At 44.3% G+C, this 22,772-nt stretch carries 20 protein-coding genes and 1 pseudogene; 5 read left to right on the top strand and 16 right to left on the bottom strand.

Going from position 1 to position 22,772, the window contains the following annotated elements; translation table 11 throughout:
- Positions 1 to 9 precede the first annotated feature (9 nt).
- Positions 10 to 942: a DmsE family decaheme c-type cytochrome gene (locus tag SSED_RS06705; protein WP_012141652.1), complete on the bottom strand. Its 933-nt coding sequence runs from the start codon at positions 940 to 942 to the stop codon at positions 10 to 12.
- Positions 943 to 1,539: 597 nt separating this feature from the next.
- On the opposite strand from SSED_RS06705, the gene SSED_RS06700 reads away from it, so the two are divergent.
- The 4 genes and pseudogenes from SSED_RS06700 to SSED_RS06680 all read left to right on the top strand — a co-directional run.
- Positions 1,540 to 1,878 (top strand): NIPSNAP family protein, encoded by a 339-nt coding sequence (locus SSED_RS06700; RefSeq protein WP_041422013.1) that lies wholly within the window; start codon positions 1,540 to 1,542, stop codon positions 1,876 to 1,878.
- A gap of 14 nt (positions 1,879 to 1,892) precedes the next feature.
- The gene (locus tag SSED_RS06695) at positions 1,893 to 2,198 is read left to right on the top strand and encodes an antibiotic biosynthesis monooxygenase family protein (RefSeq protein WP_012141650.1); all 306 of its coding nucleotides are present in this window, start codon (positions 1,893 to 1,895) and stop codon (positions 2,196 to 2,198) included.
- Positions 2,199 to 2,651: 453 nt separating this feature from the next.
- A complete protein-coding gene (locus tag SSED_RS06690) occupies positions 2,652 to 3,104 on the top strand; it encodes a hypothetical protein (RefSeq protein WP_012141649.1) in 453 nt (150 codons plus the stop codon).
- Between the two features lie 244 nt (positions 3,105 to 3,348).
- Positions 3,349 to 3,971, top strand: a pseudogene (locus SSED_RS06680) (IS110 family RNA-guided transposase); the annotation flags it as partial.
- Here SSED_RS06680 and SSED_RS23930 read toward each other — a convergent pair.
- Both SSED_RS23930 and recA read right to left on the bottom strand, forming a co-directional pair.
- The gene (locus SSED_RS23930; protein WP_083758928.1) at positions 3,951 to 4,106 is read right to left on the bottom strand and encodes a RecX family transcriptional regulator; all 156 of its coding nucleotides are present in this window, start codon (positions 4,104 to 4,106) and stop codon (positions 3,951 to 3,953) included. The pseudogene SSED_RS06680 and the gene SSED_RS23930 overlap by 21 nt on opposite strands.
- A gap of 174 nt (positions 4,107 to 4,280) precedes the next feature.
- Positions 4,281 to 5,342, bottom strand: coding sequence for a recombinase RecA (recA, locus tag SSED_RS06675; protein ID WP_012141647.1), 1,062 nt, complete (start codon positions 5,340 to 5,342; stop codon positions 4,281 to 4,283).
- A 340-nt stretch (positions 5,343 to 5,682) separates the two neighbouring features.
- Here recA and mutS point away from each other — a divergent pair, with 340 nt between their 5' ends.
- Entirely contained in the window at positions 5,683 to 8,262 is a 2,580-nt protein-coding gene (gene mutS, locus SSED_RS06670; RefSeq protein WP_012141646.1) for a DNA mismatch repair protein MutS, read from the top strand.
- A 232-nt stretch (positions 8,263 to 8,494) separates the two neighbouring features.
- Here mutS and rpoS read toward each other — a convergent pair whose 3' ends face one another.
- The 13 genes from rpoS to rlmD form a co-directional block, all read right to left on the bottom strand.
- Entirely contained in the window at positions 8,495 to 9,466 is a 972-nt protein-coding gene (gene rpoS / locus SSED_RS06665; RefSeq protein ID WP_012141645.1) for an RNA polymerase sigma factor RpoS, read from the bottom strand.
- A 76-nt stretch (positions 9,467 to 9,542) separates the two neighbouring features.
- The gene (locus SSED_RS06660) at positions 9,543 to 10,457 is read right to left on the bottom strand and encodes a peptidoglycan DD-metalloendopeptidase family protein (protein WP_012141644.1); all 915 of its coding nucleotides are present in this window, start codon (positions 10,455 to 10,457) and stop codon (positions 9,543 to 9,545) included.
- A 40-nt stretch (positions 10,458 to 10,497) separates the two neighbouring features.
- The gene (locus SSED_RS06655; RefSeq protein WP_012141643.1) at positions 10,498 to 11,133 is read right to left on the bottom strand and encodes a protein-L-isoaspartate(D-aspartate) O-methyltransferase; all 636 of its coding nucleotides are present in this window, start codon (positions 11,131 to 11,133) and stop codon (positions 10,498 to 10,500) included.
- Positions 11,130 to 11,879, bottom strand: a complete 750-nt coding sequence (surE, locus tag SSED_RS06650; RefSeq protein ID WP_012141642.1) for a 5'/3'-nucleotidase SurE — start codon at positions 11,877 to 11,879, stop codon at positions 11,130 to 11,132. Before surE ends, SSED_RS06655 begins: the two co-directional genes overlap by 4 nt.
- A gap of 60 nt (positions 11,880 to 11,939) precedes the next feature.
- Positions 11,940 to 13,010, bottom strand: a complete 1,071-nt coding sequence (gene truD, locus SSED_RS06645) for a tRNA pseudouridine(13) synthase TruD (RefSeq protein ID WP_012141641.1) — start codon at positions 13,008 to 13,010, stop codon at positions 11,940 to 11,942.
- 64 nt (positions 13,011 to 13,074) lie between these two features.
- Positions 13,075 to 13,560: a 2-C-methyl-D-erythritol 2,4-cyclodiphosphate synthase gene (gene ispF / locus SSED_RS06640; protein ID WP_012141640.1), complete on the bottom strand. Its 486-nt coding sequence runs from the start codon at positions 13,558 to 13,560 to the stop codon at positions 13,075 to 13,077.
- Between the two features lie 85 nt (positions 13,561 to 13,645).
- Positions 13,646 to 14,350 (bottom strand): 2-C-methyl-D-erythritol 4-phosphate cytidylyltransferase, encoded by a 705-nt coding sequence (ispD, locus tag SSED_RS06635; RefSeq protein ID WP_012141639.1) that lies wholly within the window; start codon positions 14,348 to 14,350, stop codon positions 13,646 to 13,648.
- A 47-nt stretch (positions 14,351 to 14,397) separates the two neighbouring features.
- Positions 14,398 to 14,697, bottom strand: a complete 300-nt coding sequence (gene ftsB / locus SSED_RS06630; protein ID WP_012141638.1) for a cell division protein FtsB — start codon at positions 14,695 to 14,697, stop codon at positions 14,398 to 14,400.
- Positions 14,698 to 14,904: 207 nt separating this feature from the next.
- A complete protein-coding gene (eno, locus tag SSED_RS06625) occupies positions 14,905 to 16,200 on the bottom strand; it encodes a phosphopyruvate hydratase (RefSeq protein ID WP_012141637.1) in 1,296 nt (431 codons plus the stop codon).
- A gap of 118 nt (positions 16,201 to 16,318) precedes the next feature.
- On the bottom strand, positions 16,319 to 17,956 hold the full coding sequence (pyrG, locus tag SSED_RS06620; protein ID WP_012141636.1) for a CTP synthase: 1,638 nt from the start codon (positions 17,954 to 17,956) through the stop codon (positions 16,319 to 16,321).
- A 122-nt stretch (positions 17,957 to 18,078) separates the two neighbouring features.
- Positions 18,079 to 18,870: a nucleoside triphosphate pyrophosphohydrolase gene (gene mazG / locus SSED_RS06615; RefSeq protein WP_012141635.1), complete on the bottom strand. Its 792-nt coding sequence runs from the start codon at positions 18,868 to 18,870 to the stop codon at positions 18,079 to 18,081.
- A 99-nt stretch (positions 18,871 to 18,969) separates the two neighbouring features.
- Positions 18,970 to 21,177 (bottom strand): GTP diphosphokinase, encoded by a 2,208-nt coding sequence (relA, locus tag SSED_RS06610; RefSeq protein WP_012141634.1) that lies wholly within the window; start codon positions 21,175 to 21,177, stop codon positions 18,970 to 18,972.
- Positions 21,178 to 21,397: 220 nt separating this feature from the next.
- Positions 21,398 to 22,726, bottom strand: a complete 1,329-nt coding sequence (rlmD, locus tag SSED_RS06605) for a 23S rRNA (uracil(1939)-C(5))-methyltransferase RlmD (RefSeq protein ID WP_012141633.1) — start codon at positions 22,724 to 22,726, stop codon at positions 21,398 to 21,400.
- Positions 22,727 to 22,772: the final 46 nt, after the last annotated feature.

Genomic DNA, 22,772 nt, shown 5'->3' with positions numbered 1-22,772 from the left:
TGATTCTCCTTATCGCTGAAACGCGTTGCCCAATGGATGGTTGGAACCATGAATAGAGCCGTGACAGTTCAGACAACTTTGACCACCACCACTAAAGGCGGAATTGTCGTCACCATAGGCACGACTGGCGTGACCATCACTGGCATGACAGTCTTGGCATAAAAGGGGAGCACGAGAATTTAGCAGGGGTTCGTTAACACTGCCGTGAGGGTTGTGACATGTTGTACAATCTTCAACAACAGGTTCATGCTCCCATAAAAAGGGACCGCGCTTTTCAGCATGACACTCATAGCAGGTTTCATTGATACTGACTTGTTTGAGGCTAGCATCGGTCATTGAACCATGGCTACTGTGACAACTAGAGCAGGTCATTGAACCTACTTTGGTGCCGGTGGCCAAAGGATGACTGCTGCGCTTATTGATATCGAGCTTTTGCTCGGTATGACATTCGGTACAAATAGATACCTCAAATGCCGGGTTCATTATTTTGTCCTGGCCCGTATGAATATCATGGCAACTGGCACAGGATTGCTCCTCAGCGTGTAATGCGTCGTGCCATCCCATGCGTTTGCTGTCTTGATGACAAGATAAACACACACTATCTTGCAGTTCATTGGTCACATTGCTGTTGGCACCAAAGGTTATCATCGGCTCATTTTTGCCTCTGTGCTTTCCTTGAGGTCCATGGCAAGACTCGCATTGCAGCTGCGCCATAGGGCTCTCGCTGTTGCCCATTTCACCATGCACACCATCAAATAACGCCATCACTTTGGAATTATTCTTGTGGCACATCAGGCAAGTGTCCGCCCCCTTGTTTGAATATTTACCGACTTCAAATTTGTCTAATAATTGCTGCTCCGTAGTATTGCTTAAGGCAACATTGGACCAACATCCAGTACTGAATACAGCGGTTAAAAGTAGTTTAAATAAAAGACGTCTCATCTCTTTTTCTCTGTGTTAAAGCCCAGTAAAACCGAGCGGTACATTAATATACCCACTGAAGGCCTGACATTATTAAACCCTAAATAACTTAAACCTTAAGTTGCATACATAATTTGTTTTCATTGTTAAATGCAATTATCTTGTCTGCGGCAAACATTTAACATTAGACAGGCATTACCTTTCCAATTGATTAACTTTATAGGGTGTTATTAGTTTTTTATAAAAATACATTTACCAAGTAAAACGCTGAAATGACTTGAAATCTTCTATACTTAAGCGGTTAACCCTGTGTCTAGCTCGCATTTTTTTAACAAAAATGATATTTATCACTATTTGGCCTCATCAAAACGATAACGAAAACATAGGTGTAATCATGAAGATTAAAACGAAATATTTTGCAGAGAGCTTTATACACACGCATGCTTATTGTTCAGATCACAAACAAACCATAAATCGTTAACTTCGAACGCAATGGTATAATTTTTTTTGATATTGAAATATAAATAACAAAAATAGGCTCACATCTATTATTAATGTTATCTTTATTCAATGAGAAACAGCTTTAAATCACTTATAAATAATTGCGAGCATATAAACATGCCAATAACATGCTTTATTCAATACAAGATAAACCCTTATAAAGTCGACTTATTTGAACAGTATGCTAAAAACTGGGGGGAAATAATCCCGCATTATGGCGGTGATTTATTGGGATACTTCATGCCTTACGAAGGAACTTCAGATATCGCATTTGGCTTAGTTAGCTTTCAAAGCCTGGCCGATTACGAACGTTATCGGGATAAACTTAGGCAGCTACCTCAAAGTGTAGAGAACTTCGAGCTGGCTAAAGCGGGAGAATTCATTATCGAAGAAAATCGTAGTTTTCTTCGTTCTGTCGAGGGCACCTATAAACAAGCCCCAACATCTGCTATATAACATAAGGATTAGAAATGTACGCCGTGATATTTGAAGTGACACCGAAAGAAGATGGAATAGAAGAATATCTGGATATAGCCAAAAAATTGCGAGTTTTACTAAAGGATAATCCAGGGTTTATTTCTATAGAGCGGTTTCAAAGCCTGACAGAGCAAAACAAGTTGTTAAGTTTGTCATTTTGGGAAACAGAAGCTGCAATTGCCAATTGGAAGGAAAACATTGACCATCAATTGGCCCAGCAAAGGGGTAAGGACAGTTTATTCAAGTCTTATCGTATCCGGGTCGCTAAAGTGGAACGTGATTATGCATCAATCGCATAAACAGTGCCAATTATAAATATTTATTTTCAATATAACTTGTCTATGTATTTTCAGTACATTTGCATAACTAGCATTTTGACGCTTTACATTTTACTGAGCCAAACTCTATCATTTTAAATTTTATCATAAGCATCTGTTAAACAGACGATATTTTCTGCGACCTAACTATTTACATTGAAGTTGTAAAATAGTTAGGAGCAATGATAGTTTAATTATTTACTAAAGTGCGGCTTTATAGGCGAATAATGCCAATCAAAAAATTCAATTCATTCTAATTAGTTAATAATTATTGGTTTAGCTGAATATCCATAAATCATAAAAATCTTAAGCAGATCTAAAACTTTGCATTCATACTTGTGGTTCTTGGTGAAGATGAAAGGATAGGACAATGTATTTATATGCAATGTATTTAAACGCTAGAATTACTCACAAAATTTTACAAAGGATAAACCCTTGAGCGTCATTCGTTCCGCTAGTTATCAATGGAAAAAATCAGAGTATTCAAATCAACTGCAAACTTTCTTTAGTCAAGAGCCCAAGCTGAATGAGTTATTCATTGGTGCGACGAACAGTGAGACTATATGCAACTTAATATCAGCTTTGATTATACTACCAGAAAAAAACAAAGGTGAGGCTTATGAAATTGAGTTTGAACAGGCTTTCGATGCTCTATTTCAATGTTTTACTCTGCTATTCATTAAAGAAGTTGAACATGAAAACTTATCTCAAGCTGAACAACTAGTGCAATCAATTACTCTTTATTATGCAAAAAAAGTAAACCAAAACCATGATACCTATAGTCCCTTTACCGTTAATAAAGCGCAAAAAACGACCATTGCTTTAAAGGCATTAGAAGAACAAAGAAAACAACTTCGTAAAGAAAATCTGAATATGAGGAGCTCTTAATTTCGTAATAAGAAGGTGTATTACGCCCTCATCTTTATCTTTGAAAACATGTACTCGGTGCGCATAATCGCATAGCTAACACACTATGCGGCATTTCCTTGTTAGCTAACTAACAAATATAACTTAAATCGAAGAAACAAATAAACAAGTGTAGATAATGGAATGGACCCATCCCCTTTTAATCGGCCTCGCAATGGGCCACGATGAAGTTGCTCCAACTCATCAGAAAGAGGACAGGTCCATCATGAAGATTACTACAATTGGTTTAGATATCGCAAAGTCTGTTTTTCATTTTGTTGGCATAAACAAAGTAGGCAAGGTAATTATAACGATGCGCTTGCTATAGCTGAAGCGGCTCAAAGACCTAACATGCGTTTTGTTCAACTAAAGCCAGTCAAGCAGCAAGACTTACAGATGCTTCATCGAATGAGGGAACGTTTAAACAAACAGTCTACCGCCTTAATTAATCAAGTTAGAGGTATGTTGACCGAGTACGGCATTGCGATAGCAAAAAGCAAAGCGGCTTTTAGGACGACTTTTCCAGATATTTTAGCTGATGAGGACAATGAACTTACAGTGAAGGGGCGGTTTATATTTAATGAGCTTTATGAAGAGTTTACAGATATCGAGAAGCGACTCAAAAGCTGCGACGACCAAGTGCTAGAAGAGAGAAAAGAGAACCAAATTTGCCAACGTTTAGAAACTGTTCCCGGCATTGGTCCTGTGACTTCAACAGCTTTTTACGCAGCAGCTGGAGAAGGAAAAGATTTTACCAACGGTAGACATTTTTCAGCTTGGTGCGGCTTAGTGCCAAAGCAACATAGCAGTGGCGGTAAAGATAACCTGCTAGGAATAAGCAAAAGAGGCAAGGTTAATGATATCTTTATCCAGCCCCTTTTGGGCCATAACCAGCCTTATCCGTGTCGGACCATGGCCTTTACTGATGTGACTGCAGATGAGTAACTCAGCATAGCGACTATCATCGAGAAAACCACTGGCCACATCTGCCTAACACCTCTTCAATCTCAACGGCTTCAAAGCCCTTGAGTCTGAGCTTGCTCTTAACTTCAACGCAAAAAAATCGCGGCGCGCAAGTTGCGCCACCGCGAAATAGTGTGCCGAATGGCTTTCAGCTTTACTCATTTAAACGTTTAAACGCTTAACTCACTGGCGTGATTAAAACACTTCACCCGTTTCAAGATCGATGTTTTCATCTCCGGTTGCAGAATCTGCAACTGGCGCTGCCGGTGTTAGCAGTAAGGCACGAAGGGCTACATCAATTTCTTGTGCAACGGCAGGGTTCTCAATCAGGTACTTACCGGCATTAGCACGACCTTGGCCGATCTTATCCCCTTTATAGCTGTACCAGGCACCCGCTTTTTCAACGAGCTTATGGGCAACACCCAGGTCGACAAGCTCGCCGGTGCTGTTGATACCCTGACCGTAAAGGATCTGGAACTCAGCTTGCTTAAACGGCGCTGCAATCTTGTTTTTCACAACCTTAACGCGAGTCTCGTTACCAATAACTTCATCACGGTCTTTGATTGCACCGGTACGGCGAATATCGAGACGAACCGAAGCATAAAACTTCAACGCATTACCACCCGTGGTGGTTTCAGGATTACCGAACATCACACCAATCTTCATACGAATCTGGTTAATGAAAATAAGCATGGTGTTGGTTTGCTTGAGGTTACCCGCAAGCTTACGCATCGCCTGGCTCATCATACGAGCCGCAAGTCCCATATGGGAATCACCAATCTCACCTTCAATCTCGGCTTTAGGCGTCAATGCCGCAACCGAGTCGACAACGATAACATCGACGGCGCCTGAGCGAGTTAAGGCATCACAAATCTCCAATGCTTGCTCACCGGTATCAGGTTGAGAACAAAGTAGGTTATCGATATCCACACCTAACTTTTTAGCGTAGATAGGGTCCAGTGCGTGTTCCGCATCGATAAAAGCACACACTTTACCCTCACGTTGGGCTGCAGCAATAACTTCAAGCGTCAAAGTTGTTTTACCCGAAGATTCAGGGCCGTAAATCTCGACGATACGTCCCATCGGAAGACCGCCGGCGCCCAGGGCTATATCCAGAGAGAGTGAACCGGTAGAGATAGTCTCAACATCCATTGAGCGATTCTCGCCCAACTTCATGATAGAGCCTTTACCGAATTGCTTTTCGATCTGCCCTAAAACGGCGTTAAGTGCTTTCTCTTTGTTCGCGTCTATCTTCATTTCAATATCCTCAGAGGCACAGCGATTACGCTGATATAAATCTCGTGTTGACTCCACGACTTAACTTTATCAAGTAAACATATCCAGTCGGGGAGCCTCAATATGCAAACTAGTATACTGTACAATCATACAGTATCAAGTACTGTTCATGATTATTTTTTCTCGCACTCAATTCGACTATCGAAGCCTCTGTTACGGCTAATAAAATTCAATCTCACGATTTTTCACGACAAAAGGCTCAACAATGGCGAAAATATTGATAATATTGGCGCCAACTATTTATGGCACTCAATTCGTTGAGGTAGCCTGTTTAATACGTCAGAAAAGAGACGACTTGTAGATGAATGCTATCGATACCCAAAATTTAGAAAAACACACACCTATGATGCGTCAATACCTGACGCTAAAAGCTGAACATCCGGAGATGCTGCTCTTTTATCGCATGGGTGATTTCTATGAACTTTTTTATGATGACGCTAAAAAGGCTTCTGAATTATTGGGGATCTCACTCACTGCCAGAGGAAAAAGTGGCGGCGATCCCATTCCTATGGCGGGCCTGCCTTATCATGCGGTTGAAGGATATTTAGCCAAGCTGGTCCAACTCAGGGTGTCTGTCGCCATTTGCGAACAAGTGGGCGATCCGGCGACATCTAAGGGACCGGTTGAGAGAAAGGTCGTACGCCTTGTGACGCCCGGTACATTGACCGACGAGGCCCTGCTGCAAGAAAAACAGGATAACTTGCTCGCCGCCGTTTATCATGGCAAGAGCGGATATGGGTACGCCACCTTAGATATCAGCTCGGGTCGATTTGTCGTCGCAGAACTTGCCTCGACCGAGGCACTTGAAGCCGAGCTGCAACGGACTAACCCTGCCGAGCTACTCTATAGCGAAGATTTCTCTGAGATGGGATTAATCTCCGGTTTTAACGGTAAACGCAGACGTCCTGAATGGGAGTTTGATTTCGATACCAGCCAAAAATTACTTCTGGATCAATTCGGCACAAAAGATCTCCGTGGTTTTGGCCTGGACAATGCGCGCCTCTCACTTCAAGCTGCCGGCTGTTTAATGCAGTACGTGAAAGACACGCAACGAACGGCATTGCCACATATTAATTCAATCGTTCGCTTCAACCAAAGTGACAGTATCGTCCTTGATGCCGCAACCCGGCGTAACCTCGAACTCACGGTAAACCTCCAGGGCGGTCATGAAAATACCTTAGCCTCTGTACTGGATAATACGGCAACGCCTATGGGTAGCCGTATGCTTCAGCGCTGGATCCATGAGCCACTAAGAAACCAACAGCAGATCGAGTCTCGTCAGAGTGCATTAACCGAGATATTAGACACTAATCTGTTCGAGACCCTCGAACCTCAGCTAAAAGCTTTGGGCGATGTCGAGCGGATCACCGCAAGGTTGGCCCTTCGTAGCGCAAGGCCAAGAGATTTTGCCCGCCTGAAGCAAGCCATATCCCTGTTACCCGAAATTCAGCAATCTCTTGCTAACTGCCAATCGGCTCACCTGCATCATCTGGCAAGAATGCTCGGCGAATTCCCCGATGAACTTGAGCTATTAGAGCGCGCGATTGTAGATAACCCTCCAATGCTTATCCGCGACGGTGGCGTACTTAAAGAGGGCTATAATGCCGAGCTGGATCAATGGCGAGCACTGAGTCAAGGCGCGACCGATTATCTGTCTGAGCTCGAAGCCAGAGAGAAAGAGCAAACCGGTATATCGACACTTAAGGTCGGCTATAACCGGGTCCATGGCTACTATATTGAGGTCAGCCGAAGAGAGTCTGATCTGGTTCCACTGAGCTATCAGCGCAGACAGACACTCAAAAATACTGAGCGCTACATCATCGCAGAGCTTAAAGAGCATGAAGAGAAAGTGCTATCCAGTCAGGGAAAGGCGCTGGCACTCGAGAAACAGTTGTGGGAACAACTCTTCGATCAGATACTGCCTAAGCTTCATGACTTACAACTATTTGCACAGGGCGCCGCCGAGCTCGATGTAATAAATAACTTCGCCGAGCGTGCCGAAACATTAAATTACAGCTGCCCGACACTATCACAAAAATCCGGTATACATATAGAAGGCGGGCGTCACCCTGTTGTGGAACAGGTGAGCCAAACGCCATTTATTGCTAACCCGGTCACCTTGAATCCTGCACGAAAAATGTTAATCGTGACCGGACCGAATATGGGCGGTAAATCTACCTACATGCGCCAGGTAGCCTTAATTACTTTAATGACGCACATAGGTTGTTATGTACCCGCCCAGAGTGCAGTAATCGGTCCTGTTGACCGCATATTTACCCGTATCGGTGCAGCCGACGATCTTGCTTCGGGTCGTTCAACTTTTATGGTTGAGATGACTGAAACGGCAAATATTCTTCATAATGCCACCACGGAAAGTCTGGTACTGATGGATGAGATTGGTCGAGGAACCTCGACATATGATGGTCTCTCTCTGGCCTGGTCAGCTGCCGAATATTTAGCTCAGAAAATTGAAGCTATGACCCTATTTGCCACTCACTATTTCGAACTGACTCAACTTCCCGAGCTCATATCCAACGTTGAAAATGTGCACCTTGACGCTATCGAGCATGGTGACACTATTGTGTTTATGCATGCTGTTCAGGAAGGCGCTGCAAGTAAAAGTTATGGTTTGCAGGTTGCCGCACTGGCAGGGGTTCCAGGCAAGGTCATTACCGCCGCAAAGCATAAGCTACACCACTTAGAAAGTCGTGACACGAACAGCGCCGTAGACTCGATGACTACCTCAAATCAACAGAGTATGGTATTTGATGAACCAGTAAATTCCGCCTTAAATGACGCATTAGATAAGATACATCCCGATGAATTGAGCCCAAGACAGGCACTCGATATCTTGTATGAGCTTAAGCGGTTAACGAGCTAATACCAATCAGAAATGGTTGTATTTCAAATAACAAAAAGCGCACATAAATGTGCGCTTTTTAGTTATCCTGAATGCCTGATATAAATCATCATTTATCTACAACGAATACTGACAAACCAAAACCGATAAATATGATTATAAAGAGATAAGGACTCATCAGAGCATTATCATATTAAGTAATTAACTGCCTAAAAAAGTCAGAACTCTCAAATGCGTTAAGCAGTTATACAAGCTAAATTTTAAAAATAGCCTCAACCGATAATCCCTGAGATCCGAGCAGATCTTTGAGTCGTTTTAATGCTTCTACCTGGATCTGACGAACTCGCTCTCTGGTTAACCCAATCTCTTTGCCCACATTTTCAAGTGTCGATGGTTCATATCCCAACAATCCAAAACGGCGCGCTAACACCTCTCTCTGTTTTGTATTGAGTTCATCTAACCATTTTACTACCGATTTAGACATATCCTCATCTTGAACTTTATAGTCCGGGCCAACACTATCATCATCGGCAAGCACATCGAGTAATGCCTTATCATTATCTCCACCTAAGGGCGTGTCAACTGAAGTGATCCGTTCATTTAGCTTTAACATGCGGCTGACATCTGCACTGGGAAGATCAAGCTTTTCTGCGATCTCTTCAGCCGTTGGCTCATGATCTAGCTTATGTGCCAGCTCTCTGGCAGTACGCAGATAAACATTGAGCTCTTTAACCACATGGATCGGTAAACGAATCGTTCTGGTTTGATTCATGATCGCACGTTCAATAGTCTGCCTGATCCACCAGGTTGCATAGGTTGAAAAACGGAACCCTCTCTCGGGATCAAACTTCTCAACAGCCCTGATCAAGCCTAGATTTCCCTCTTCAATGAGATCCAATAGCGCTAAACCACGATTGTTATAACGACGGGCAATTTTGACGACAAGTCTTAGATTACTTTCTATCATGCGATTACGAGATTTTCCGCAGCCTTTTAGGGCTTTACGGGAAAAATAAACCTCTTCTTCCGCACTCAGTAGGGGGGAAAAACCAATTTCACTTAAGTACAGCTGAGTAGCATCCAGATTTTTTTGTAAATCATCCTGCACTTGCTGTTCAAGCTCATTTTCTTGTGCTTTATTTCCTTTCTTAGTGACACTATCAGACTCGTTCTTAGACAAGTCCACTAAAGGCTCCGCTATTGCGGTACTGTTTTTACGACCCATAAAATGATCTCCCAAATTTTTTCAAAAATTACTGCACTTTACTATCCTCCAAATGCCAAAATTGGCTCCTAAACCATTATTGTTTAGGTAAATATTTTAGTGGGTTAACGGATTTTCCATGGTAACGGATCTCAAAATGTAGCATAACCCGATCAGTACCCGTACTACCCATTTTTGCCAGCGTTTGCCCTACTGCTACAAACTGCTTCTCTTTGACTAAGATCTTATCAGCATGTGCGTAGGCGCTTAAGTAATCATCACTGTGTTTGATAATGACTAAGTTTCCATAGCCTCGAAGTGCACTTCCCGCATAAACAACACGCCCATCGGCTGCGGATTTTATGATGTCACCACGATTCCCTGCTATCTTAATTCCTTTATTCCCCTGCTCTTTGGCAGAGAAAGTGCCAATCAACTTGCCTCTCCTTGGCCACTGCCACTTGCTTACCTTCTTTGGAAGGGTACTCGTTGGCCTGTGGATAGGCTGGTTAACATCTTGTTGATTGCTTGTTACAGAATACGCAGACTTGCGATGTTGATCAAGTGATTTTTTTGACTGTGTCGCTTTTACTTCCCGAGCCGAAACATGCCTACTATCCACCTGTTTATTAGCGACTTTCTGCTTCACAGGTACAACTTTCGGACTATTATTTGACGCGCTTTTAGACTGTTGACTATTTGTAACAGGGCGTGTCAAATTAAGGTTAAGTTTCTGACCGGGGAAGATAGTATAGGGCTTTTTCAGCTTGTTTTTATTAGCTAATTTAATGAAATCATTGTTAGATGCCCACGCTATTGAGTAGAGGGTATCACCTTGCTTTACGCGATAAGAATCAGATTTTAATGAACCTTTGTTATAAGCTGTCTTAACAGGAATATTGACGCTTGCCACAGGTGCAGGCCTATCAGACTGAAAACTGCAGCCGACTAAAATTAGCGATAGGAAGCAAAAAAACAGACCGCCCCAACAGGTCTTAAACGCAACTACCAAAAAATGCTCCTAAACTTAATTCTCGGCCACAAGCAGAATGCTATGCCAGTTCACCATTAACCAATGGCACAAACCGAACCATTTCGACCACTTCAGAACTGAAGGTATCGCCATGACGGACCACTTTGAGTAATTGTTGAGACTCATCACCTACAGGTATAACGAGCACGCCTTTGTCCGCTAATTGAGTAAGCAACGCCTCAGGGATAGTGCTGGCAGCGGCCGTAACCATAATGGAGTCGAACGGCCCTTTATTAGCCCAGCCTTTCCAACCATCTCCATACTTAAAAGAGATATTGTGAAGATCCAGCCTCTTAAGACGCAGTCTTGCTTGGATCTGTAAGCTCTTTATGCGTTCAACCGTGCATAGTTCAGGAACAAGCTTTGCTAAGATGGCGGCTTGGTAACCTGAGCCAGTGCCTATCTCTAACACTCTTTTAGGTGCATTTTCCAATAAAAGTTCAGTCATTCTTGCGACAATATAGGGTTGAGAGATAGTTTGTCCCTGCCCTATGGGTAATGCTGTATTCTCATAAGCCTTGTGACCAAGCGCCGCATCCAAAAACATCTCTCTTGGCGTATCAGCCAAGGCTTTTAAAACACCTTCATTTTTAATCCCTGCCTCATACAAGCTTCTCGCCAGATTCAACGCGGACTTTGTCGCTACCCCATTCATATCTTATCTATCCATTGTTGCATTGTTGAGATCTGTTCAAAAGCTGTCAAGTCAACCGTCAATGGCGTTACAGACACATAGCCATTAGTCACGGCATGAAAGTCGGTGCCATCACTGGCATCTTGCTCATCACCGGGCGGACCCAACCAAAAAATATCACGCCCGGCGGGGTCTTGAGTACGTATCATACCTTCGGCTTTATGCCTTGCCCCCAGGCGCGTCACCCTGATCCCCTTCACCTGTTCGATGGGAAGATCGGGTACATTAATATTTAAAATTTGATCTTGTGCGATCGGTTTCTTCAACAATCCGGCTATCACCTTACAGGCGAAATGAGCCGCAGTTTCGTAGTGAGTAAGCGTTGAGCCAACCAATGAGATGGCAATTGCGGGTAAGCCGAGAAACCGCCCTTCCATCGCCGCAGCAACGGTGCCTGAGTACAAGGTGTCATCACCTAAGTTTGCCCCGGCATTGATGCCGGATACCACCATATCGGGCTCATCAGTGTATAGTTCACGAATGGCAAGGTGTACACAGTCAGTTGGCGTTCCGCTCACCGAGACATACCCATTGCTCAAGGTATTGATACGTAGAGGGTTCGTCAAGGTTAAAGAGTTACTCGCCCCCGAACAGTTTCTGTCAGGGCCAACCGTCATCACCTGATAAGAAGTGGATAGAGCATCTGAAAGTGCCTTTATGCCCGGCGCCGTAACACCATCATCATTACTTACTAGGATCTTTATCATTAATACTGGCCCCGGTTTTACAATTTTATACTTAACTTTAACCCATGCTTAATTAACTCGTTATTTAAGCATTGATTCCTCTTGTCTTGCTTGCTGGCGCAATCGAAACTCGCGGTCGTTGACATCTTCATAGTCAAACAACTCTCTTAGTACTGAAGTCGCAAAGCTCCCGGCAGGCAGGGCAAATTTGATGACTAAGACATCGTCGCCCTCTTGTTGATAGCTGAAATGTTGCGGCTCTAATAACAAGGGGCGTCGCTCCTGACTCAAGCCTGCGTGTTCCAGACCGTCACGATCTTGTTCAAGTTCGGCCAGTACCTTAGATTCAAATTCAGCCGCCTCCCCTTGAGGTAAAGCAGCCCCTCTTCCCCACATTGGAGCCGACAGTTGAATATCTTTCTCAGCAAGACGATTCAGTAGCGTTTCATCCCATTGTTCTGCGACGAAATAGCTTTTACTCCCTGCCAGCATAACGCTATCACCATCGAGTCTGGCTAACCCATGTTCACAGAGTCTTGCCGACACAACCAGGTTAAACAGGTAGGAGCGCACGGCAGATAGATACATACTGCTTTTTTTTCTATCTTTAACTTTACGTCCGGCAAACATCTGACGACCAAAGATCAAGTTTTTGCCATCATGACCAAACCTCTGCTCACCAAAGTAGTTAGGCACGCCGGTCTGTTTGATCTTTTCAATTCTGGCAATCACATCTTCCATATCTGAAACCTGACGCAGTGTCAGAGTGAAGCGATTCCCGGCCAATGCGCCGATACGTAACTTCTTACCGTGTCGGCTGCTCGAAAGGACGGTTAGCTGTTCGCTGTTGAGACTCGCCCAATCCGGCGTATCCTTACCGGGAATACGAACGCCAAACCACTGCTCGGTGATCGCATTTTTATCTTTCTGACCGGCATAGGTCACCTCTTTAGGATGAACATGAGCGAAACCCGACAGAATTTTTGCCACATCAGCGGTGTTCAGGCCATCTTTGCGAATATGAAGCAGATGATGTTCACCTTCCCCCGTCGGCGCAAAGGGTAATATCTCCTGCACAATAAAATCGCTGTTATGTGTACGTAGGTCTGCTTTAGAAACAGGTTTACCGTGTAAGTAATGAAGTTCAATCATGGTCGCTCTTTATCCCGGTCATATGTACCGAGTTGCTGTTATTAAGTGTAGTAAGTATGTTCAGTTAATCGGCTGACTTAACGAGAAGCACAACGGCTTCAACGGCAATGCCCTCTTTACGTCCCGTAAAGCCAAGTTTTTCGGTCGTTGTTGCCTTTACATTGATATTGTCAGTATCGGTTTCAAAATCGAGCGCTAAAACCTCACGAATCGCCTCAATATGGGGGGCCATTTTAGGGGCTTGTGCAATGATAGTGACATCGAGGTTACCCATCGAATAGCCCTTTTCTTTCGCTAATCGATAACAATGACGCAGTAGATGACGACTATCGGCTCCCTTAAACTCCTCATCGGTATCGGGAAAATGCTTGCCGATATCTCCAAGCGCAACGGCTCCGAGAACAGCATCTGAAATAGCATGTAGCACCACGTCACCATCGGAGTGCGCAATAAGGCCTGTCTCATAGGGGATATGAACCCCGCCTAACAAGAGGGGAGAGCCGCCACCAAACTTATGCACATCGAAACCATGACCTATACGTATATTCATTTGCAGTCCATATTTGTGTTCATAACGCCCGTTGCCATACGGGCTGCTCTGGAATAGAGCGTCACTTAGAGGAATAAATGAAGCTTTACCGCTCTAAGCTGTGCGCATTTCCTAAGAATAATCCAGCCAATAAAAGGTCATCCGGATGAGTGATCTTGATATTATCGACTCTGCCGTCCACCAATCCAGGAGACACGCCGGCCCACTCCATCGCAGAGGCTTCATCGGTAATATTAGCCCCCTGAGCTAACGCTTGTTCGAGATTACCTTTAAGAAGGGCAGCCGGAAAAAGCTGAGGGGTTAACGCATGCCATAATCGTTCACGACACACAGTCTCTTTTACGGTTCCGTCAGCATTGCCACGTTTCATTGTGTCCCTGACCGGCGCTGCTAAAATTGCACCTTGCGGAAAACGTTGCCGCGATGCAATGAGCTTATCGATATCACCATGAGTCAAACAGGGGCGAGCGGCATCGTGCACCATAGCCCAACAATCACCACCGAGATGATTCAAGCAAGCCAGAACTGAATCGGCTCGCTCAGAGCCGCCAACAACTGTGTGTAACTTGTGATGTGATGAAAGGGGTAAGCCTTTAAAAAATTGATCTTCCGGATGGAGTGCAACGACCACACAATCTATTTTTGGATGAGTTAACAGCAGTTCCAGTGTTAATTGTAAAATGGTCTTCTCATCAATCAGTAGATATTGCTTGGGGATCTCGGCTCCCATTCGGCTACCTATTCCGGCAGCGGGTACGATAGCGACAATCTTATCTTGGCTGTCATTCATTTTAGAAGGCTCATGCTATTTCTAGTTGGTAAAATAATGAGGAGTTATTAGTTTGACGCATTTAGAGACTGACGTTGACCTCCAACGACTCTGAAAAATGTCTCACCTTTCTTTACCATGCCTAATTCATTCCGGGCACGCTCCTCTAATGCCTCAGTGCCGCTGCGAAGATCGCTGATCTCCTCCCGCAAGACTTCATTTCGCGCGACTAATTTAGCATTACTCACTTGCTGGAAACCTATCTGCTCTCGCAGGTGAAACGATTCAGGTAGGCTATTTACCCCTAACCAAAGCTGGTATTGAAGTAAGCCTAGCAGGGCTACTAATACAAACAGGAGACGTTTCATAGCTAGTTCAATACTCAATATTGAAAATTCGATGATATTGAATGGATAGTAACAAAAAAGGCCACCTAATGGTGACCTTTTCAATTTTCACAGTAATTTAATCGCTTTTTGCTGTCTCTATCATCTTAACTGCCTGTTATAGCACTTAAGAATCGATATACAAATATCACTTAACGATAATTTGTCAGCTAAAAGTAAATCGATAAATTATGCTTTACCTTTAATTTCGCTGCGACCACGGTATGGTGCTTTTTCACCTAACTGCTCTTCGATACGAAGCAATTGGTTGTACTTAGCAACACGGTCACTACGACATAGAGAACCAGTCTTAATTTGACCAGCAGATGTTGCAACAGCAAGATCGGCAATCGTTGAATCTTCAGTTTCACCACTACGATGAGAGATAACAACGGTATAACCGGCATCTTTAGCCATACGGATAGCCGCTAAAGTCTCAGTCAGAGAACCAATTTGGTTGAACTTGATCAAGATTGAGTTAGCGATGTTGTTATCGATACCACGCTTTAAGATCTTAGTGTTAGTAACAAACAGATCGTCACCTACAAGCTGGATCTTGTCACCCATGATTTGAGTCTGGTATGCCCAACCATCCCAATCTGACTCGTCAAGGCCATCTTCGATAGAAGCAATTGGGTACTGCTCAGTCAATGACTTAAGGAAGTCTGAGAAACCGTTAGCGCTGAAAACTTTACCTTCACCGGTAAGGTCATACTGGCCATCTTTGTAAAACTCAGAAGCGGCACAGTCCAGAGCAAGAGTGACATCTTCACCTAACTTGTAGCCAGCTTTCTCAACAGCAACTTTAATCATTGCTAATGCATCGGCATTCGAAGCTAAGTTAGGAGCGAAACCACCTTCGTCACCAACAGAAGTACTCAGACCTTTCTCTTGAAGTACTTTCTTCAAGTTATGGAAGATCTCGGCACCTACCTGTAGTGCTTCACGGAACGTTTTAGCGCCAACAGGCTGAACCATAAACTCTTGGATATCCACGTTGTTATCAGCGTGCTCACCACCGTTTAAGATGTTCATCATAGGTACAGGCATAGAGTACTGACCAGCAGTACCATTTAGCTCAGCGATATGTGCATATAAAGGCAAGCCTTTAAATGACGCTGCAGCTTTAGCCGCTGAAAGCGAGACAGCCAAAATAGCATTAGCGCCTAGCTTGTCTTTGTTCTCAGTACCATCAAGGTCAATCATGATCTGATCGAGTTCAGCTTGATTAGTTGCATCTTTGCCCATTAAAGCATCACGGATAGGACCATTGATGTTAGCAACAGCTTTTAATACACCTTTGCCCATGTAGCGAGTTTTATCGCCATCACGTAATTCTAATGCTTCACGACTACCGGTAGAAGCGCCAGATGGCGCTGCAGCCATACCGTTAAATCCACCTTCAAGATGAACTTCAGCTTCTACTGTTGGGTTGCCACGTGAATCCATGATCTCACGACCAATGACATTAATGATTTTAGACATAATTACCTCGATTTAAGTTTAAAAATTAAAAGTTAAAATAAAATCTGGTCACCAAAATTTACATTACCAAAAAACAAAAAGGCCGCTTCCAGTTAACGGAAGCGGCCTTCAAATTGGTTTAGCCTAAATCGCGTTTCTGATACGCGGTGGCTGCAGCAACAAATCCTACGAATAATGGCTGACCATCACGAGGTGTTGATGTAAATTCCGGATGGAATTGACCTGCCACAAACCATGGATGGTTTGGCAGTTCAATCATCTCAACTAGCTGGCGGTCGGAAGAGAGACCACTAAATACTAAGCCTGCTTTTTCAAGACGATCTTTATAGTTGTTGTTGACTTCATAGCGATGACGGTGACGTTCTACACAAGTATTACCATCATAAGAAATCGCCGCTTTAGAACCTTCAGAAAGATGACAAAGCTGAGCGCCTAGACGCATTGTCCCACCAAGATCTGATGTTTCATGGCGTTGCTCAACATTACCCTCTTCATTGATCCACTCGGTGATTAAACCAACCACTGGATGCGGCGTTTCTTTGTTAAATTCTGTTGAATGAGCGCCTTCTAGACCTGCAACGTGACGTGCAAATTCAATTAAAGCAACTTGCAGACCTAAACAGATACCAAAATAAGGAAGGTTATTCTCACGGGCATATTTAGCCGCAAGGATCTTACCTTCTACGCCACGCTCTCCGAATCCACCCGGAACTAAGATACCATCTAAGCCCTGAAGTACCTCTTCGCCTTTAGCTTCAACCGTTTGTGAATCGATATACTTGATGTTCACTGAAACGCGATTAAAAAGACCGGCGTGTTTCAACGCTTCATTTACAGACTTATAAGCATCGGGGAGTTCAATGTACTTACCGACCATACCGATAGTCACTTCACCCGTTGGGTTAGCTTCTTGATAAATCACCTGTTCCCACTCATGCAGATCGGCTTCAGGACAAGTAATACCAAAACGTTTAACCACGAGTTCATCTAAACCTTGCGCCTTAAGTAGTGCAGGGATCTTATAGATACTATCTACGTCTTTAAGCGAGATAACAGCACGCTCTTCTACATTACAGAAGAGAGAAATTTTTGCTTTTTCATTCGCTGGAACAGGACGGTCACCACGACAAACCAGTACATCCGGTGCAATACCGATGGAGCGAAGCTCTTTCACTGAATGTTGTGTCGGTTTAGTCTTCACTTCACCAGCAGCGCCAAGGAATGGCACCAGAGTCAAATGCATAAAGAGTGAACGTTCACGCCCTAACTCAACACTTAACTGACGAATAGATTCCAAGAATGGAAGAGATTCAATATCACCAACGGTTCCGCCAATCTCGACGATAGCAACATCATGCCCTTCGCCGCCCGCAAGCACTTTCTCTTTGATCGCATTGGTAATATGAGGAATGATCTGAATAGTCGCACCTAAGTAATCACCACGACGCTCTTTACGAAGTACCTCTTCATAGATACGACCGGTAGTGAAGTTATTACGACGATTCATCTTGGTACGAATAAAACGCTCATAGTGACCTAAATCGAGATCGGTTTCAGCGCCATCCTCTGTAACAAACACTTCACCATGCTGCGTCGGGCTCATAGTACCCGGATCTACATTGATATAAGGATCCAGCTTCATCATAGTTACATTAAGGCCACGGGCCTCTAAAATTGCTGCTAAAGATGCTGCTGCAATGCCTTTACCTAGTGATGAAACCACGCCACCAGTAACGAAGATATACCTTGTTGTCATTATGAACCTGAGAAAGTGAGTTGGAAATATGTGCTTGTATGAAAGCACTAGGACGGGGCGTAATTATACCAAAGCCCTAGCGATTCGACAAACAAGTTAAACAATAAATTTGATCTAAATGGCTATTCCTGTAATTTTATTTCACCCCAATAACACTCCAGTTCCTCTAAACTGTGCTCTTGCATCGACTTGCCACTCAGCTCTGCTAACGTTTCAACGCCTCGAAAGCGACGCTCAAACTTAGTATTGGCCTGCCTGAGGGCCTGCTCTGGTTCGACACCAAGATGCCTCGACAGATTGACGACCGCAAACAACAGGTCTCCCATCTCATCTTGTACCTTAGATGGGATCACCTCCTCTTGCTCAACTTCATGCAAGACCTCGGCTATCTCCTCATGAATTTTATCGACTACTGGCGCAAGCTCATTCCAATCGAAGCCGACCCGAGCGACCCTTTTTTGAATTTTTACCGAACGAGTCAACGCAGGCAAGCCAAGCGGTATATTGTCCAGCACCGAATGTAGCTGTTTATCACTACGTTCATTTGCCTTAATCTTCTCCCAGCTATCTTTCACCTGCTCTTTGGTCGCCCCTTTCAGTTCACCAAAAACATGTGGATGCCTTGCAGTGAGTTTAGTACAGATTTTCTCTATCACATCATCAAAATCGAATAGCCCTTGCTCTTTTCCCAGTTGGCAATAAAACACCACCTGAAAAAGCAGATCGCCTAACTCATCGGGGAGATCATCGAGTGCCATACGCTCTATGGTATCGGCAACTTCATAGGCCTCTTCCAGCGTAAAAGGCACTATCGTTTCAAACGTCTGCGCCCTGTCCCAGGGACAACCATTATCCGGGTTTCTGAGCTTAGCCATGATATCGAGAAGGGGCTGCATATCGGCATTATTATGCATCGAAGGTCCTTGAATGAATGTTGTAAAAAGAAAATGACGACCTAAGCCGTCATTTTATCTTGTATGAACTGATAGTTATCACCAGTTCAGATTTAATCTTTATAGCCTTCTGGCTTCACTCACTCCATCAATTTGAGTCAGCTTAGCGATCACTCTCGATAAATCATCTAAATTGTAGAGTTCGAGTTCCAGCTCAATCGCTGCGGTTTGAGTTTTAACATCTGATGAGGAGCTCATCGCCATAACATGGGTTTTCTCGGCCGCAAGCACAGAGGTTAAGTCACGCAGTAACCCTGAGCGATCACTGGCTATAATTCGCATACGGATCTTGTATCCCCCGGAGTAGTTCTCTCCCCACACAACATCCACAACACGTTCCGGATGAGCACGCATCAACTCTTTTACCTGTTCACAATCGGCTCTATGAACTGAAATACCACGCCCTTTGGTGATAAAACCGAAAATTTCATCTCCCGGTACAGGTTGACAACACCGGGCAATATGGCTCATTAAGTTACCTACGCCATTGACCTCAACCTGGCCTTTACCCTTTCGGGTGGACTTGCTCTGGCTCTTTTTAACCAGGTCTTCGACCACTTCCTCTTCAGTCAGATCGTTGATCCGCATCTGGCTTTGAACATGGTTTACCACCTGATTGAGACGAACATCGCCGCCACCAATTCCAGCAAGAAGATCATCCATGCTAACCATATTAAAGCGCTCAACGGCACTTTGCGCATCTTTGATTTTCAAACCGGAACGTGAAAGCTCCGCTTCGAGCATCTCTTTACCGGCAACGATGTTTTTATCTCTGTCTTGCTGTTTAAACCAGTGCTGGATTTTCGAACGTGCACGAGAGGTACGAATGTAGCCTAAGTTAGGGTTTAGCCAGTCTCGTTTTGGATTTGGATGCTTAGAGGTAATGATCTCAATCCGCTCACCGGTTTCGACCTGATAGGTAAATGGCACAATTCTGCCATCGACCTTAGCGCCGATACATTTGTGGCCAACGTGAGAGTGAATGTAGTAAGCGAAATCCAGCACGGTTGAGCCCAAAGGCAGGTCGACAACTTCACCGTTAGGGGTAAATACGTAGACGCGATCCTCGAAAACCTGACTGCGAACCTCTTCGACCAGGTTGCCACTTTCAGCGACATCCTCTTGCCATTGAAGAATTTTACGCAGCCAGTTAATTTTCTCCTCATAACCGCTCTGCTTGCCACCACTCGCCCCCTCTTTATATTTCCAGTGGGCTGCAACACCAAGCTCGGCATCCTCATGCATCTGCTCGGTACGGATCTGAATCTCTACCGTTTTCCCCTCCGGCCCGACGACAATAGTATGAATAGATTGATATCCATTAGGCTTAGGGTTCGCAACATAGTCATCGAATTCGCGTGGAATATGGTGCCAAAGTGTATGAACAACGCCGAGAGCACCGTAACAGTCCTGAAGCCTGTCCGTCACAATTCGAACGGCTCTGACATCGAATAGCTCATCGAACGTGAGATCTTTGCCCTTCATTTTTTTCCAGATGCTGTAGATATGCTTAGGACGACCATAGACTTTCGCTCTGATCTGATCTTTATCTAATCTGGCCTGAAGCCGAGCGACAAAGTCATCGATAAAGGTTTCACGATCGAGTCGTTTACCATCGAGTTGCTTGGCGATCTCTTTGTAAGTTTCAGGGTGGAGATAGCGAAATGAGATATCTTCAAGTTCCCACTTGAGCTGCCCGATACCGAGTCGGTTCGCTAACGGTGCATAGATATCGGCAATTTCACGGGCCAACAAAACCCGAGTCTCTTCTTCGGCATTTTTCACCTCCCGCAGCAGACAGATCCGTTCGGCGAGTTTAATCACGACGGCGCGTACATCTTCGACCATGGCCAGAAGCATACGGCGAATATTATCTATCTGGGGCTCTCCGGCCCGGGATTGGTTATCGATTTTAAGGGCACCAATGGCATTCATGGTTTCGACACTGCTCACCAATCTAGCCAGCCCGCTCCCGAAGGTCTCCTCTAATTTTTCTTTAGACAAGATCCCCGCATCGAAAATTACAAACAGTACCGAAGCCTGGAGCGTCTCAATATCCATATTCAGCGGTGCCAAGATCTCAATCATCTCTCTTGCACGTTGGTTAAGAAGATCATTATCCTCTTTACTCTCGGCCACCATCATCTCGATACGGCTGATCAGTTCAAGTAAAGTCTGGGCTTCATCCGTATCACTAATGTAGCGATTGACCCACTCCTCCAGCTGAAAATCCGGATCACTAAAATGTGCTTCTCGAACTGATACCATCTCAATAACGTCCTTAACTTATAATTAAAAGAGTATATACCCAAGCCACTTCAAAATGCTCGTTTCAGACCTCCCGTAGGATAGCAGAACAAGGCAGTGATTGAAGAGAATGGTGAGTCCCTTGTCACTCATGAAAGTAATCTACCTATCTTCAGCATTGTGCTTTACTTGTCAATTAACAAACGCTGACAAATAAGACAATTAACTGTTTAACGGTAAATTAATCCAACTCAAACAACGCCATGGCTTCGATATGGTGGGTTTGAGGGAACATATCGATTAAGCCAAGCTTTTTAAGCTTATAACCATGCTTTAATAATGGCTCACTGTCCCGGGCTAAGCTCGAAGGGTCGCATGACACATAAACTATCGCTTTCGGCTTCATCTTTTTCAACCATTGCAGGCTCTCAAACGCTCCCGCTCTGGCAGGATCTAATAATAATTTATCTACCTTTCCTAACCACGTCTCTTTAGAGAGGTCAGCACTGAGATCGGTATGAAAAAATGAAACATTATCTAATCCGCTGTCTGCAGCATTCTCTCTGGCCTGTTTAACCATCTCGGGAACACCTTCGACACCAATGACTTCGGCGCCGGATTTTGCCAGTGGCAGGCTGAAATTACCTACACCGCAAAACAGGTCTAACACCCGTTCATTTGGCTTTACTGACAGCCAATCTACGGCCTGCTTCACCATAGATTCATTGATGGCAGCATTGACCTGAATAAAGTTACCGGGAGTAAAGTTTAGCTTCACATCGTCCAAAGCGTAATATGGCAACTCATTACGATCACCCAGAATAGTGAACTCACCTTCATTTCCCTGAACAATCAAGCTGATGCTTTTCTCATTCGCGAAGGCCGTGAGTTTTTTTGCATCTTTATCAGATAATGCCTTGGTCATCCTTAATACGGCAAAATAGCCATTATCGGCATCAATTAACTCAAGATGGCCCAGGGCCTTTTTACCCGAAAGTTGATTCAGCAACAGAGATAATGGCGCAATTAAGTCAGATAATGGCTTAGCCAGTACCGGACACACATCGATATTGATAACCTGTTTGCTCGCAGAGGCCCTGAAGCCTAAGGTTATTTGCTTACTCTCTTTATTGTAGTGAGTCGCTAACCGAGCACGCCTGCGATAATCCCACTCCTGGCCTATTAATGCCGGCGCTAACGACTCGGCTTCGGTATGACTCAGCTTTGCCATAAGATCGACCAATGCAGACTGTTTATAGCTGCGTTGTTTATCTATAGAGAGATGTTGAAGATCGCAACCGCCACACTGTTGGTAATGAGGGCACTTGGGTTCGACTCTGTCATTTGAATCAGACTCTATCTTAAGCAGCTTGGCGCGGGCGTGACGCTTTTTTTGTTCGGTGAGCTGTACGGTCACCTTTTCGTTGGGAAGCGCACCGGGAATAAATACAATTTTCCCCTGATGCTGTGCCATTCCTGCACCCAAATGATCCAATTTAGTCACTTCTAATGTAACTTTTGCCGATAGTTGCTTAGAACTGTTTGGTTTTGCTTTAAAAAACTGTGCCATTTAGGCCTCTAAATAAATAATAATACTGGCCAAGACAGCCTCTCTT

Source organism: Shewanella sediminis HAW-EB3 (assembly GCF_000018025.1).
Classification (GTDB): Bacteria; Pseudomonadota; Gammaproteobacteria; order Enterobacterales; family Shewanellaceae; genus Shewanella; species Shewanella sediminis.
Note: the sequence above shows the minus strand (reverse complement) of the source record. Positions and strands in the feature narration are given on the sequence as shown.